12 protein-coding genes are annotated in these 15,216 nt (G+C 68.2%); 1 reads left to right on the forward strand and 11 read right to left on the reverse strand.

Annotated features, from left to right (window positions below; translation table 11 throughout):
* Window positions 1–22 precede the first annotated feature (22 nt).
* Complete coding sequence (locus tag IPG50_22745) at window positions 23–1,606, reverse strand: tetratricopeptide repeat protein (protein MBK6695003.1); 1,584 nt, start codon at window positions 1,604–1,606, stop codon at window positions 23–25.
* A gap of 64 nt (window positions 1,607–1,670) precedes the next feature.
* Window positions 1,671–2,876 (reverse strand): hypothetical protein, encoded by a 1,206-nt coding sequence (locus IPG50_22750; protein MBK6695004.1) that lies wholly within the window; start codon window positions 2,874–2,876, stop codon window positions 1,671–1,673.
* A 233-nt stretch (window positions 2,877–3,109) separates the two neighbouring features.
* Here IPG50_22750 and IPG50_22755 point away from each other — a divergent pair, with 233 nt between their 5' ends.
* On the forward strand, window positions 3,110–4,777 hold the full coding sequence (locus IPG50_22755) for an acyl-CoA dehydrogenase family protein (GenBank protein ID MBK6695005.1): 1,668 nt from the start codon (window positions 3,110–3,112) through the stop codon (window positions 4,775–4,777).
* An 18-nt stretch (window positions 4,778–4,795) separates the two neighbouring features.
* Here IPG50_22755 and IPG50_22760 read toward each other — a convergent pair whose 3' ends face one another.
* The 9 genes from IPG50_22760 to IPG50_22800 form a co-directional block, all read right to left on the reverse strand.
* Window positions 4,796–6,172, reverse strand: a complete 1,377-nt coding sequence (locus tag IPG50_22760; GenBank protein MBK6695006.1) for a hypothetical protein — start codon at window positions 6,170–6,172, stop codon at window positions 4,796–4,798.
* Window positions 6,169–7,632 carry a prolyl oligopeptidase family serine peptidase gene (locus IPG50_22765; GenBank protein ID MBK6695007.1) on the reverse strand — a complete coding sequence of 488 codons (1,464 nt, stop codon included), beginning with the start codon at window positions 7,630–7,632 and terminating at the stop codon, window positions 6,169–6,171. Before IPG50_22765 ends, IPG50_22760 begins: the two co-directional genes overlap by 4 nt.
* A gap of 41 nt (window positions 7,633–7,673) precedes the next feature.
* Window positions 7,674–9,428, reverse strand: a complete 1,755-nt coding sequence (locus IPG50_22770) for a hypothetical protein (GenBank protein ID MBK6695008.1) — start codon at window positions 9,426–9,428, stop codon at window positions 7,674–7,676.
* Window positions 9,429–9,439: 11 nt separating this feature from the next.
* Window positions 9,440–10,156, reverse strand: a complete 717-nt coding sequence (locus tag IPG50_22775) for a hypothetical protein (protein ID MBK6695009.1) — start codon at window positions 10,154–10,156, stop codon at window positions 9,440–9,442.
* Window positions 10,157–11,911: a hypothetical protein gene (locus IPG50_22780; GenBank protein MBK6695010.1), complete on the reverse strand. Its 1,755-nt coding sequence runs from the start codon at window positions 11,909–11,911 to the stop codon at window positions 10,157–10,159.
* A gap of 213 nt (window positions 11,912–12,124) precedes the next feature.
* Window positions 12,125–12,745 (reverse strand): hypothetical protein, encoded by a 621-nt coding sequence (locus IPG50_22785; protein MBK6695011.1) that lies wholly within the window; start codon window positions 12,743–12,745, stop codon window positions 12,125–12,127.
* Window positions 12,746–12,809: 64 nt separating this feature from the next.
* On the reverse strand, window positions 12,810–13,205 hold the full coding sequence (locus tag IPG50_22790; GenBank protein MBK6695012.1) for a (deoxy)nucleoside triphosphate pyrophosphohydrolase: 396 nt from the start codon (window positions 13,203–13,205) through the stop codon (window positions 12,810–12,812).
* A 48-nt stretch (window positions 13,206–13,253) separates the two neighbouring features.
* Window positions 13,254–14,312 carry an FHA domain-containing protein gene (locus IPG50_22795; GenBank protein ID MBK6695013.1) on the reverse strand — a complete coding sequence of 353 codons (1,059 nt, stop codon included), beginning with the start codon at window positions 14,310–14,312 and terminating at the stop codon, window positions 13,254–13,256.
* A 69-nt stretch (window positions 14,313–14,381) separates the two neighbouring features.
* Window positions 14,382–15,212, reverse strand: coding sequence for a CHAD domain-containing protein (locus IPG50_22800; protein ID MBK6695014.1), 831 nt, complete (start codon window positions 15,210–15,212; stop codon window positions 14,382–14,384).
* Between the last annotated feature and the right edge of the window lie 4 nt (window positions 15,213–15,216).

Genomic DNA, 15,216 nt, shown 5'->3' on the forward strand with positions numbered 1-15,216 from the left:
CGCTCGAGCTGGACCGCTTCCTTCAGCGCCGCGAGCCGTCGGCCAACATGTCGTGTTCGAGCAACACTTCACCAAAAGCGGCGAGGGCGCGCGCGCGCGGTGTCACGGTCACCAGGATGCGTCGCCATGTTTGCATGGCGAGCTGGTGGTTGCCGTCTTGGAAATAGCGCGCGCCTAGGTCGACCAGGTGGCTCGGATCGTTGGTCGCCACCTGAGCGAGGCGCGCGAGGATCTTCAGCGCGCGCTCGCCTTCGCCGACGCGACCATAAAATTCGGCGAGGCGACCGAGAACGTCTTCGTCGTGCCCGGCGCGCGCCTCAAGCTCCGTGAGAAGGCGCAGCGCGCGTGGCCGGTCGCCCCGCTGAAGGAGAGCTTCGCACTGTTCGAAGACGAACTGCGGATTGTTGGGCGCGGCGCGAATGAGGCCTTCGTACTCGCGAATCGCGGTGTCGAGCTCGCCCTGCGATTGGAGCAAGCGCACGAGCTTGAGGCGCAGGTCGACGTGCCTCGGCTGAATGGCAAGCGCGAGCTTGTAGGTCTTAATGGCGCCCGGCGCGTCGCCGGTCTCTTCGTAGAGGCCGCCTAGGAGCGAGAGCCTCGCGAAGTCCCTCGGGTGCTCCGCTTCGAGCTCCTTCACGAGCTCCGGCAGTCGCTGCTCGGCTCGGTAGACCTCCGTGATGATTTCGTAGATCTCGGACCGCACGGCGGCCTCGCTGCCGGCCGTCTTGAGGGCTCGTCTTAGCGTCGTGAGCGCGGCCTCGCGCTTCAGGGCCTTGGCCTGGGCGCGGCCGAGGTCTTTGAGCGCTGGCGCGAGGGCGCGGTTGTCGCCGCTCGCCGCTTGGACGAGCTCCAGGAGCTCGCGTTCCGCGCGCTCGTATTCGCCGCGCGTGAAGAGCTCCCGCCCGAGCTCCCCGCGGACGAAGAGGCTCGCGGGCTGCAACTTGACGAGCTTCTCGTGGTACCCGCGTGCCGCGTCCCAGTCCTTCGCGTCGAGCGACAACGTCATGAGCGCACGCAACGTTTGCTCGCGATCAGTCGTCGCCGTCTGAAGGACCAACGCCTGTTCGTAGCGCGCTCGTGCCGCCGGCACGTTCGCCCGGTCTTGGAGCAGTCGCGCCAACGAGAGGAGCGCCGCCGGGTCCGTTGCCTTGAGCAGGATCGCCTTCTCGAAGGCCGCGATAGCCTCGTCGGCGCGCCCGTCGACCTTGTAGATGCCTGCGAGGCCGACCGTCGCCGCGTAACGAGCCGGCGAGTCTTGCTTCGCGCGCGCTTCGAAATCGCCGACGAGCGCTTTGAGGTTTCCGTCACGCTCGCGGTAAAGCTGCACGAGGCGCTGCAGCGGGAACGCTGCGCCCGGCTGCGCGAGCACGATGGCGGTGTACCGATCGATCTGGCCGGCTTCGTTGGGGGGCGCCGCGACGTCGGGTTTCTTGGGCGCCTCGGGGCGCGGCGCGCGCTGCGTGTCGGTCGGCTTCCGGCCCGGCTGCGGGCGAACCGGGCCCGGTTTGGGGCGCCGCCCGCGCGGGTCGAAGTCTTGCGCCGCGACGGCCGACGAGCCGAAAACGATGGCCAGGAGCCACGCCAACGCGAAGGAGCCGCGCCTCACCCCCCGAAGGGTAGCTGAGAACACGGCTCCTCGCCGAATCGCCGCAAAGAAGCCACCAATTCGTTCAGTAGCAGGTGCCGCTCGAGCAATATTGCGACGACGGGCAGACCTTGCCGCATTGTCCGCAGTTGTAGCGGTCCGAGAGGACGTTGGTGCAGACAGCGGTGCCGCCACTGGTCGGTGCGCAGCGCTTCTGTCCTGTCGCGCAGCCCTGGACGGTGAACGTCTCGGTCGACATCGTGGAGAGCCGCAGGAAGCCGACGGGGGGCAAGTCTGCGATGTCGCCCATCGTCTTCTTGTCCTTGCGGACCTCGGTCTTCGAACGACCCACGGAGATCGAAAGGGACGGCGTCGCATAGCTGGAGCCGTCGTCGGCCCAGACCTGCCGAATCACCTTGCGCGTGATGTCGAACTTGCCGCTGGCGTCGTCGCCGACGCAGACAGCGGAGCCCTTGTTGCCGCTCACGGTAATACGAACTTCGTCGGCGCCGGGCTTCCAGCCAACGGGGACCGGCCCCGTCTCCTCGAAGACGACGGCGGGATCGAGCTTGTGGAGCGCCGGTGAGGTCTGGATGAACGTTGTCGTCTTGAACGTGTCCTTGAACTTCTCGAAGCCGGCTTCCGTCGCGCCCGACGCCGAGATTTGGATCTCGCCCTCGGGAACGAACGGGCTGTCACCAGACGCCGAGTAGGAATAGGGAGGCCGCAGCGTGACGGTCTTCGACACGCCGTCGCCGCTCAGCGTGATCACGCCCGCGTTGAACTCCACCTTGGCGACGCACTTGGACTTGGTGCCGCTGAGCTTGCACTCCTCGTCCTCTGCGCACGACGGACTGCACTCGGGGACGGCCTTGCACACCGACTTGCAGTTTGCGTCCAGGGTGCAGACCTCGCCGACGTCGCAGCCGCTCTCGTAGCCGTAGCCGGCGTCGCCGCCCGAGCAGTCGGCCTTCGCGAGGATGGTGCAGCCGTCAACGGTCTTGCCGCAGGCCTCGGCGGCGGCGGCACCGGCGTCGGCGACGAAGCCAGCGCTGACGACAGGGCTGGAACTGGAGGTGGAGCCAGCCGTGTGCACTTCTCCGAGGGAGATGATCCCGAGCGCGTGCGGCGGATCGTTCTCCGACTCGCCCGTCGATGCGGCGGCTGCGTCGGCGCCACCGTCACCGCCAGCGCCTCCGCCGGGGATGCCCGTGTTGATGGCGTTCGCGCACGCCATCGAGGCGCTTGCGGCGAAGAGGGCGATGGCGACGGGGAAAAGACCAAGCTTCATGGAATCCTCTGCTTCTCGGAAACGGCATACGCCCCTTGGGGGCCCACTCTCCCCTTGGGCGGGGCGAGAATCGGACGGCCTTTGGGAGCAGCTATTCACCCCTTCGAGCCTCGAACTTCGTGGATGTCGCAATTTGGCCACGCAGCGCGCGCTGCGGACCCTGGCGTTAGCGCAGGAGACCACGCGCGCAAGGGCTCAATTTCCACTCCCCCTGTTCGCGCTAGGATGGCGCCATGTTTTTCCAGCCGCCGCCCCGTCTGGCCGACGCCTACGTAACGGATCGCCTGCTTCAGGCCTACCTGCGGCGTGTGCTTCCCAAAGACGCGCTCCTCGAGGTCGCCCCCGATCTCGCGCAGATGGGCGCGCTGATTCCCGCTCTCTACGAGCGCCGCGTCACGGAATACGCCATCGAGCCGCGACTCGTCTCGTGGGACGCCTGGGGTCGGCGCGTCGATCGCATCGAGGTTTCGCCGCTGTGGCAGGAGGCCGCGCGCGTCGCCGCCGAGCGCGGCGTCGTCGGTGTGGCCTACGAGAAGAAGAGCGGCGCTTTCTCCCGGGTCCACCAGTTCGCGCTCGCGTACCTCTTCGACCAGGGAACAGCGGTCTACACGTGTCCGCTCGCCATGACCGACGGCGCGGCGCGAACGCTGATCGAAATGAACCATCGTGCGCTCATCGAGCGGGCCGTGCCCCGCCTGACGGCACGTGATCCTGCGCAGGCCTGGACGAGTGGCCAGTGGATGACCGAGCGAACGGGCGGCTCCGACGTGGCGCTCTCCGAGACCGTGGCGCGCGTGGCGGAGGGGGGACAGCACCGCCTCTACGGCACGAAGTGGTTCACCTCCGCGACGACCGCGCAGATGGCGCTGACGCTCGCGAGGCCCGAGGGCAACCCGCCCGGCGGCAAAGGGCTCGCGCTCTATTACGTCGAGACGCGGCTACCCGACGGCTTGCCCAATGGCATCGCGATCCATCGCCTCAAGGACAAGCTCGGGACGCGCCAAGTGCCGACCGCCGAGCTCTCCCTCGACGGTGCCTTGGCGGAGCCCGTCGCCGGTCTCTCCGACGGCGTGAAGAACATCACGCCGATGTTGCTCATCACGCGTACGTGGAACTCGATCGCCGCCGTGTCGATCATGCGCCGCGGCCTCGCCCTCGCGCGCGACTACGCCAAGAAGCGCATTGCCTTCGGTGCACCGCTCGCCGACAAGCCGCTGCACGCCGACACGCTAGCGGCGGTTCACGCCGAATACGAGGGCGCCTTCTTGCTCACGTTCCGTCTCGTGGAGCTCCTCGGTAGAGCGGAGGCGCGCGAGATCAATGAGCAGGAAGAGCAGCTGCTGCGCGTGCTCTCTCCCATCGTGAAGCTCACCACCGGCAAACAAGCGGTCGCCGGCGCCAGCGAGCTCGTCGAAGCCTTCGGGGGCGCCGGCTACGTCGAAGACACAGGGCTGCCTTCGCTCGTGCGCGACGCGCAGGTCCTCCCGATTTGGGAGGGGACGACGAACGTCCTCTCGCTCGACCTCTTGCGTGCGCTCTCGCGCAACGCGTCGGTCTCCGTGGTGGCCGCCGAGGTGAGCCGCGCTGTCGCCAACGCCGACCCGTCGCTCAAAGCCGCTGCGTCGCTCGCCAGCGGCGCCGTCGCGTCGGCTGAAGCCTGGCTCGCGCGCGCCCGCGAGCGCGGCCCTTCGGCGCTCGAGGCCGGCGCCCGTCGCTTCGCGCTCACGCTCGGCCGGGCCCTCGAGCTCGCGCTCCTCGTCGAGCACGCGTCATGGTGCCTCAGGCAGGGCGAGCGTGCGTCCGCCGCCGCCGCGACGCTCTTTGCCGCCGCGCCCATCGACTTCGTTCGTGCCGTGGATCACGAGGAGGAGGCCAAGCTCCTCGTTCGCTACGACGACTGAGGCCCCGAGCACCGAGACTCAATCGCCGGCGTAGAGCACCAAGCCTGCGAGCATCAAGTAGGCCAGGCAGGCGAGGCTCGCCAACATGATCACCGCAAGCCAACGCGGCGTCGTGTTTTGCCTCAAGACCGCCTCTTCGGGCATCTCGTCGACCCTCCGCTTGGGCTGCCTCATCGCCGACCAGATCATCAGTCCCGCGAGCGCGATCCCGAGCGTCAGCGAAAACATGGCGAGCCGCGTGCCGCTCCGGCGCGTCTCTCGCGCCGCCTCGTAGCGGCGCACGAAGCCATCGAGGGCGACGCCTCGCGCAAACGATGGCGGCTCGAAGAGGAGCCGGTCCGCGCTGGCGTCGCAGCCGGTCGCCGTGGCCTCGGGGACCGCTTCGCCGACGACGAAGGCGCGCGACACCGCCGTGCCTTGAACGAAGCCGTCGGCGCGGCTCGAAACGACGGCGAAATAGCGCCCCGCGACTGCGGAAGGCACGTCTACGGACGCCGTCGGCATCGCCATCGGCGCGCCGGGGACCGGCGTCAGCTCCTTGGTCGCGGCGGCGACGCGTCCAACGTCGTCGTAAAGCTCGATGTACACGAGCGGCTTGGGCGTCGGGCTCTTGACCACGAGCCTCAGCGGCGCGCCAGCCGCGGGGCGCGGCGGCTCGATCGCGATCTCGTCGCCGCCAGGAACCACCGGGAGCGCGCCGTACCAAGAGCTCGCCGTGCCGTCTTGGGCGGTGGCCGTCGCGCGGAGCGCGAGCAGGTGGCTTCCGGCTCGCACCGGCACCTTCACCCGGCCTCCGGCGCAGGGCACCACGCTGGGCACGGCGATTTCGAGTCCGGCCTCGCCCTCCAGCGCGACGCGCGCTCCTTCGGCGCCTGGGCCCGCGACGCGCAGCCAGATCGCCGAGTCGAGCGCCGGCGGCACGCCGCCAATGGGCGCCGTCAGCACGATGGAGAGGGGGCCATCGGCCTTCGTGGCGACGAGCGCCGGTGCCGCTCTCGGCGCTACGCCCGCCGGAACCGCAACGACGCCCTTAGCAAGGAGCGTTGCCCCACTTCGAACTTCGATGTCGACGGGATCGCCGGCGGCGATCTGTGCAAAGTGCAACTCCGCTTCCGCGACGCCCTCCAGGTTGGTCGTGCCGCTCCACGTGGCGCGCGTTCCGCGGGCCAGCGCCACCACGTCGAGGGGAACGGCAGGTGCGGCGTCCCGGATGCGGCGCGCCTCGCGCAACACGCGGACCTGCCAGACGATGCGATCGCCGGTCTTTGGAGCCGGCGCTGGCAAAACGAAGGCGGCCATGCCCGGAGACTCGGCCCCCATGCGAAGCGCTGTAGCCATGGTCCCGAGGATGAGCAGCGGCGCGACTGTGGTGGCCAGCGTGCGAACGTATTTCATGGCGCGCTTCGCTCTGGCGAGCTCGCGCTCGGGGCGGCCTCGGGCACGACACGCACGTCGACGCTCGCAGGAACCTCCTCGGCGCGCTCGACTCGCAACGGCTTCTTTTCAGGGCCCGTGTCGGCCCCGGCAGCGAAGGGCGCTCCGAGCTCGACGCTGCGGACTCCAACGGCACGCCGAATGACGATGCGCGAGGCTTCGCGCTCAACGTCGATGAAAGCGTCGCCCTTGCCAGCCCTGACGATGCGCACGCCGTAGGCGGCTGTGTCGCCACTTCGAACGCTGCGGAAGGTCACCCGCGAGGGGGCGCGAGGCCTCTGTGCGCTCGCGGCCTTCTCGACGACCGCTCCCGCGAAGCGCGCCACCAAGCTCCCATCGTGACCGGCTCTCTCGACCTTGTCGAAGCGTGAGCGAAACCCGCGCTCGCGTAGGGCGACGTCGAGCATCGCGCTCTGCGCCACAGGCGAGACGCGATCGGCGTCACCGTGGATGAGCCAGACATCGAGGTGCCGCGCGTTGTCGACGACGTCTAGGGCGTTGACGCGGTGCGCGCCCGCCTCGTCGACGAGAATGGGCCGGACGTAGGTGCCGAGATCGTATTTCGAATCGCCGAAGAGACTCACCACGGCCGCGAAACGATCGGGCCGATGAAAGCCGATGGTCGTGGCTCCCGCACCCCCCATTGACGCGCCCCAGATCGATACGCGAGTGTCGTCGATGCGCTGCGTCTGCGCGAGCGCGTCCATCGCGCGCACGACCTCGTTCTCAGCCTCTTCCGTGTAGAGCGAGTTGCCGAGCCCGCTCGGGAACAAGAGCACGACCGAGCGCGCGTCGGCGGCGGCCAAAAGCTCGGCGTAGGCGGCGTAGGTCCACGCGTCCCCGCCCCACGGGTGCGCCCCCACGAGCAGCGGCGCGGGCTTCTTGCGATCGAGGCCGCGCGGCACGTAGACGACGGCCTGACCGCCCCCGCGGGCTGAGCTGGGGAACGTCAAGAGCGCGAAGCCGCCGCTGGCGTCAGCCGGTGACTTCGCTCCGTAGCGGGGCGCGTAGCCGCACGCGATGCGGCGCTCGTAGCTTGATACGCGGACGTCGATCTCGACCGCGTGGGCCTCGGCGCGCGGCGGCAGCGGGAGCACGAGCGGCCCCTTTCCGCCTTGGACCGCCTTGCCATCGAGTCGAACAGCGTTTCGACCGGCACAAGGCGGGACCTCGAGATGAAGGCCCTCGCCACCGGCGAAGGCGAGGCGCAGCTTGTAGCGCCCCGGCGAGAGCGGCATGGATGACAAGGCGCGCCAGTCCACCGCTCGCGTCTCGGTGGGCGTCACGAGATCGACGGACAACGTCGACGCGGGACCCCCGTTCACGCTCTCGTGCGCCACGAGGCGCACGCCGTCGGCGCTCGCGGAGGCCGGCCAGAGTGCCCCGGCTACCGCCGCGAGGAAGGTGAAGCGCCGAAACACGCCTCAACCTTTCTCAGATTCACGCCGGCCGCAATGCCGGGTCAGCCCGTCTCCAGCTTTAGGTAGCGACCGAGGCCGGCGGTGCTCGATGCGGCGATCCCCTTGCGGCCCTCGAGGTGTCGAATGAGCCCGATGAGCACCTGGTTGTTGGTCGCGACCATGTTGCTCTGCGAAGGCAGCCCATCCTCGTTGGTGATCACGCTGCCCGGCTGATTGACGAGGCCGGTGCCCGTCAGCTTGCCGCCCACCTGAGAGAAGTTGCTCGTGTCGTTGCCTGGGTCGGCCACGAAGTCGTTCGACGGCTGGTTGTAGGCCGCCGGCGCGTAGAGCCGGTCCTTGAGAGCTCCGGCGCCCGTCGGGCCCAAGATCAGCGAAACACCGACGTCGTTGTCGGAGCCCGAGAAGTCGCGTCCGCCTTCCGAGACGACGACGACGTAGACGCTCTGGCCCTTCGCGCTCGCCGCGTCGATGGCCTTGCCCAACATGTTGAGGCCGACGGCGAGTTGCCGCATGCCCTCGACGTACGACAAGCCGTCGTTGCCGGCGCCGGAGATCGACGTGTCGAAGGGCACGCCGTCGATGTCCGAGAGGTGGCAGAAGAGGTTGAAGTTGCGGAACGGCACGCCGTCGATGGCCAGCGCCGCCTGGACGAACTTGCACTGTGCAAGAAACTCCATTCGGGCCACGGCCGTCGCATCGCCGTTCTTTGTCTGCACGGAGCCGCGCTCGAGTTTGTCGGCGACCGTGACGTTGGTGCTCTCCATGGCGGCTGCCGCCTTCAGCTTTTCAAATAGCTTCAGGATATTGTCCTTGCGCTCCTTCAGCTCCTTCGCGAAGTTGACCGGCGGGCTCGCGAGCTTGTCGAACTCCTGCACGAGGTCGTCGTCGATGAGCGAAACGAGGCCGAGGGCCGTGGCCTGTTGAATCGTGCTCACGTAGGTCGCGACGGACTTCGCGCCAAAGGCCGCCGACGACGCGTCGGAGCGGAGGACCGCGTTCTCGGGGGAGCCGCTCTCGGTCTCGGTGCCGGCGCCCATGTTGAAGCAAACGGCGCCGAGCGGTGATGGGATGAGGTTGCTCGCCTCCTCCGAGATGTGGAACGAGAGGTCGCCGCCCTTCTTCGGGTCCTGCGAGCCGGTGATGCAGCAGTTGTTGAAGGCGTGGTTGCTCGTCGGTACCGATTGGTAGACGCCGAGGACCGCTTGGATCGCCACTGTGGTCGGGAAGTCGCCGACGTCGGTCGCGTCGACGGGCGCCGGCAACACGCTCGTTCCCACCGTCGCGCCCTCGATGCGGCCCGTGTGCAAGATGTTGGCGAACCACTTGTTGAACGCCAGCTTGCGGTAGCGACCGGCGGCCAACGATTCGGGCGCGATTTGCTCGAGGCCCTGCGCGAGAAGGAAGTCCTTGGCGCCCGCGAGGCGAACCTGCCCCGAGCTCTGTTGACCGGAGGCCGAGCTGGAGAACGAGAGCGGCCCGACCGTGTTGTCGGTGACCCCTTGGATCTGCCCGAGCCGGAAAATCAGCGCCGGCAGGATGTGGTTCATCACCTTGATGGTGATGACCGAGATGTCCTGCGCAGGCGCCGCGAGCGCCGGCGAACCGCCCCAGGTGATGCGTGTTCGCGTGCGGATGGCTTCGCGAAGGATCGCGTGGGCGTCGATGCTCGACGGCGCCACGTTGCGTGCCGAGATGGGCGTGAGGAGGCCGCTCGCGGGGCGCCTTTCGAAGCCCACGAACGAAGCTGCACCACCGGCGGCCGCACCGAGAAGAAGGTTTCTACGAGACAAGCGCATGGGTGGACTCCTCAGGGCAGTTTCGAGATGGCGGCCGACGCGAGGAGCGACGCGATGGCGACGCTCTTGTTGCTCAGGCACTTGATTTGGAGCGCGGCGCGGGCCGCGGCGAACTCCGGTGAGGCGGGATCGAGCTGCGGGACGCAGCGGGCGAGCATCGCCTTCGAGGCCTCGGGCGTCGCGCACTCGCAGAGCGCAGCGTTCTTGCCGTTCGCGCAGCTCCGGCCCACGACGTTGGCCATGTTTCGCTGCGCCGTGACGTAGGGCAGAAGGAGGCTGTCGGCGCGGGTCCCTTGCCGCAAGTCAGCGGCGTCGCCGTCGAAGGCGGCGCGCTGAATCGTGACGATGTCGTCCTTGCCCTCGAGCGTGCTCACCGCGAACGAGCTGGGCAGGATGGCGTTCGGGTTCGCCGCGCCGCTGGTCGTTTGGACCATGTCCGTGGTGATGAGCAACATGCCGTCGCCCATGCAGGCCTTCACCGAGTTGTAGAGCTGGGTCCCGCTCTTGGTCTGGAATTTCGGCTTTGGCGAAGCGATCGTGAACGTGCCCGCGTCGACGGGACCCGTGGGGACGCTCCCCACCGGTGGCGGCGTCGACCCGACGGTTCGCGTGCCGTCGTCGACGGGACCGGTGCCGCCGTCGCCGTTGGAGTTGCATCCGGCCGCCATGACCAGCGCCACCTGCGCCAGCGCTGCGGCGTGAAAGAACGACTTTAGAGTTCGCGACATCTATTCCTCGCAGGTGAGCGTGTCAGAGAGAAAGTAGCCCTTCATGAGGTCAGGCAGCTTCTGCTTGCCCGCCTCGTAGGCTGCCGACGCCTTCACGCTCATCTCGAGCGTGACCGCCGATTGATTCATGAACGCGCGCTGCGCGTGGCGCGTGAAGCCGCGCGAGAACGACGTGGTGTTCTTGAGGTACTCCTCCACGAGTTGCGCGATGTCGGCGACGGCCGCATACGGAGCGGCCTTGTTGCCGGTGGCGACGCACGACTTGGGCGCGGCGGTGCTCGCCGCGAGGAGCCCCGTCATGAACGCCGGCGTGAGCTTGGTCGTGCCGATGGCCCAGGGCGACACCAGCGTCTCCGTCGGTTTCGCCGGGTTGGGGCGGTCAAAGAACGTGTCCCACTGCTCTTTGTCGGGGTTCGATGCCGTGGCCATCGTCGCGAGGTCGTAGATCGAGCCGTTCAGCGAGAACGGCCGGAACAAGACCGAGCCGGCGGCGAGTCCGCGTGCCACGTGGCAACCCTGGCAAACGGCGCCGTAGAGCGCGACGGCCGCCGAGCCCCGCGGAGCGCCGCCGATGGCGCGCATGTCGTCGCCCTCGAGGCACGAAGGCAAGCTGATGGCGTCACCGGTGGGGCCTGCCGTAGCGGCGAAGAGCTTCTCGCCGTAGAGCGTGAAGAAGATGAGCGCGACGCGTCCGTAGTTGTTGTTCTCGATGAGGAACGACGACGGGCGCGAAGCGAGGAACGCGCGCGTGGTAAAGAACGTCTTGCGCGGCGGGACGAGCTGGCATGGTGCCCAGGTCCCGGCGGCGGGAGCGGTGCAACCGTAGAGCGCCGCGGTGTTGCTCGACACCATGACCGTGTTGGAGCGGAAGAGGTCCGCGTAGTTCACGGTGTCGTAGTTGCCGAGAATGAGGCGGTAGAACTCCTCCTTCAGGTCGGCCTGTTGCGGCGCCGTGATGCCCGCGACGTTGCCGATCGTCGGCGCGCCGCCGATGACGTTCGCGAGCTTCTTCATCGACGTGGTGAGGACTTCGAGCTTCCAGTCAGCGTCGAGCTTGGCCACGATGGCCTCGCGCTGGATGCGATTGACGGGCGCCGAGAGCTCCGACTCGCTGTACCCGGCGGTCTCGGCAGGCGTCGGGTATCGATCGAACAAGCCGAGCGTCACCTGCGTCAGGAACTTCCGCAGCGACATGACCTTGCTGCACTGGAAATTCGCCGTGACCAACTGCTGCGTGTCGACCTTGTTCCCGTAGCGGCGATTCGCGTCGATAACGGAGAAGGGAACGCGGCGCGTGAACCAGTCGACGGATGCGGCGAGGTCGGCGCGCTCCTGCTCGTTGGCCGGTGCGGCGACGGGCATCGGCGACGGCGGCCCTGGCGTGTTGCCGATGCGGTGCAGGATCGTCTGGTACGCGGCGGCCGTGTAGTCACTCGTCTCGAGCCACTCGCGCGTGAGCGGCTTGGGCATCGGCCAAGCGCTGTAATACGGGGTCTGCTGGCCCGCGTCGTCGATGCCGTGGCAGTTGGCGCACGCCTTGTTCAACCAAGCGATGGCCGTCGGGTCGTCCCAGTTGGCAATGCCAACGGGCTTGGGCGCAACGACGGCGCCGTCGGGCAGAACCGTCGGCGTGACGGGGCTCGGGAGGTCTGTGCCGCCATCGGGTGCCGGCGCGAGCTCATTGTTGCTCGTGGTGCCGCAGGCCGCCGCGACTGCAAGAGTCAGCGCGAGGCCCAACGAAGTCGTGGTTCGCAACGGGTGAGCTCCTTGAGGGCTCTAGAAAATTACCGCCTTACGGCAATCATCTAGGATCACCATAATCGCACGGCTAGATCTGCGGTCAACTGAGCAAAGCTCGAACCAGGCCATCTAACCGCATGAAATTACTGGTGCAGTGTAGCCTGATGTAGGGGTCCCCGAAGTGTCTCCCGAAAGCGCCCAGGCTTTCGCGAATCCACGGGTTTCGCCCTAAACGAGCCGCGCGAGCGCTTGGACGCCCCACCAGAGCCCGATCACCAGTGACGCGCCGCCCGCCACGGCCATCAGCGCCACCTGCGCGCGAGGGCTGCGAGCCAGCCGCGCCAGCGGGCCACCGCACAGGCCGGCGAGCGCCGCCATTCCGAGCATCGCGCCGGTGCCGTAGAGCGCCATGTAAAGGAGCCCCAGCGCGCCGGCGCCCACGGAGGCCAGCGTGATGACCGTCAGCGGGCCGCTGCCCGCGAGTCCGTGCACGAGGCCCACGAGCATCGGTCTACGTAGGTCGACGCGAGCGTGGGAATGGGACCGGGAGGCCTCCCGGCGATGCCGGAGCCGAATCAGCGCGTGAGCGCCGAGGGCGACGAGGGTGACGGCCACCACCAGCTCGAGCGCTTCAAGCGTGGCCGACGGCATCTCGCGCCGAGACAACAAGAGCGCCCCTCCCACCAGGAAGAGCGTCGTGGCGTGCCCCGCGCCCCAGGCGGCCGCGAGGCGAACTGCGCTCTTTGTGCCCGGCTCCTGCGCAGCAAAGGCGTCAACGGTAGCGAGGTGATCGGGCTCGATGGCGTGGCGAACGCCACTCGCCACGCCGATCAGACCCCCAAAGAGCATTTCTCCGAGTACGGTCTCTATGTAGCACGAATTTCTGCAAGTGTGCTATCGTCGTGGTCGGTGCCTACGAGAGGCCCAGCAGCTTGTTCATCGACGCTTCGTCGGCGGGCGTAAACGGGTACTGGTCGAACTCTTGGCTCGTGACCCAAATGAACGCGTTCACGTTCTGCGCGCTCAACGTCTCGCTCACGAGCCGACACTCGTAGAGGAACAGATCGACGATGGTCGTTTCGTACGGGTGGCGCACGTAGCTGATCATCTGCCCCACCTCGACGTCAGCGCCGAGTCGGTGCTTCACCTCGCGGCGGAGCGCTGCGGCGTCGTCCTCGCCGTCTTCGACCTTTCCACCAGGAAATTCCCAGAGCAGCGGCAAGACGGCGGTCGCTCGCCGCTGGGTGATGAGGTAGCGGCCGCCCTGTTCGACGACCGCCGCCACCACGCGAACGGAGCGCGGGCTCATCGGCCGTTCACGAGCGCGCAGCCTTGCCGAGAGGCTTCACCAGAGGCTTCACGAGAGGGTCACGCGGAAGAGCTGCTGGCCCATCAGAAGCACGTCGCCGCTCTGCAGCACGACCTCTTCGCGGAGGCGAAGGAAGGTGCCGTTGGAGCTGCCGAGATCGGTGAGCGTGATTTTGTTGCCGCTCTTGCTGATGTGGCAGTGCAAGCCGGAGACGTAGCCGTCTTCGGGGAAGAGCACGTCGCCGCGCTCGCGTCCGAGATGAACGCCCGTCTCGGGCACGGGGAAGGCGTTGCCGGTCGTGTCGCGCCCGATGACGAGCGCGATGCGTCCGACGTAGCCCTGCGACGGTGAGCCGAGGCGTTCGACGCCATCGGGCGAGGCTGGCAGCGGCTGGAGCGCGTCAAAGCGCACGATCTCCTGGCCGATGCGGAAGACGTCGGTGGGGAAGATCTCCACCGGAACGTCGCGCGTGAGCTTGCGATAGACGCCGTTGAGCGATCCTTCGTCCTTGACGGAGACTTGGCTGCCCGACTGGCGGAACGACGCGTGCTTCGGCGAGAGGTAGCTGTCACCGGCGAAGATGCCGCCGGTGTCACGTCCGAGGGTGAAGTTGGCGCTCGGCAGCGCATAGCTTCCTGCCTCGGTGCCGTCGGCCCGCAGCGCCGTCAGCGTCACAGTGGCCGCGCCCGACATCGCCACGGCGGCGGCCGGTGCCGCAGCCGCGGGCGCCGCCGAGGCTCGCGCCGCGGCGCCCGTGAGGCGGAAGCCGCAGGAGCCACAGAAGACGTTGCCGCCGGCGTTCATGTGCCCGCATTGCGGGCACGGCGCGGCTTGCGTCACCGGCGCAGCCGACGGGCCGGCCACGCCGAAGGGAGCGGGGGCGCCTGATGCTTGCGGCACCGGCGCTGCCGTCGCGGCGAGCGGATGAACGGGAACCGCCGAGGCCGCGGGAGCGGGGCCGGCAACGGGATGAGGAGCTGGTGCAGGAGGAGCAGGATGGGGCGCACCGAACGGCTTGGCGCCGTCGCGTGGCAGCTCGGCTCCACAGCCGAGACAAAACTTGTAGTGGTCCTGGTTCTCCTTGCCGCACTTCGGGCAAACGATCACGAGTATCCTCCTCGGCCGGGGCGGGAGAGTATCACGCGCCCTGGCGACGGGGGTCAAGCTGACCACCGCTCAATCGGCATCCGCCACGGTCGGAAACATCTCGCCACGAAAAGCCGCCAATTTCTTGCTTCGGGCCGCAACCAGCACGGGCGTCAAGGCGGCCGCAAGCGCCGAATCGTCGCGCGAGGCTGAAGAAAGCTCCAGAAGCGCCAAATCCAGGTCGTGGAGGTCGCCCAGGCGCTTCTGAAAGCGGACCGACAGGTCGTAGCCCGCGACGAGGTCCGGCGGCAGCGCGGGCATGAACAGCTCCATCGTGTAGCGAAGGCGCTTGTACGCGATGCGAAGGTCGTGGAGGCCGGCCGCGTCATCGTCTTTGGCGTCGCGATGCTCGTCGACGCGCCCCATGGCTTGGAGCACCGCCTTGCGCGCGAAGGCGTGCAGCGGCTGGTCCTTCTTGGGACGGACGGGCAGCGAGAGCAGCGCCGACAACGTGCCGCGCGCGCGAGAGACGTCGTCCTTGGCGAGCTCCTCCAGGGCGCGCGCGCGCAAGGCCCGCTCGCGCTCCTCGCGGGCGCCGAGGAAGCGCTCAGCGGCTTCTTGCAGCTCCGGCGCGAGGGCGGCGCGATGTTTGTCGACGAGCGCGCGAAAGACCTCCTCGTCGCGCAGCGCTCCCGTGGCCCGCGCGAGACGCGTGTAGGTTCCCCGTATGTCGTCCACATAGTGGCGACCAAAAAGCGGCCGAGCCACGGCCAACAGCGTTCGAATCCGGCGCACCGTGACGCGAAGGTCGTGGATGGCCTCCGCGTCGGACTGCCGGTGAACGCGCAAGAGCAAGCCCGGCACCTCGGCGTCGAGCCGCGAGAGCGCACGCGAAACGTAAGCGGCCGCCGACTCGCTCATGACC

It is taken from the genome of Myxococcales bacterium (genome assembly GCA_016703425.1).
Lineage (GTDB): Bacteria > Myxococcota_A > Polyangia > Polyangiales > Polyangiaceae > JADJCA01.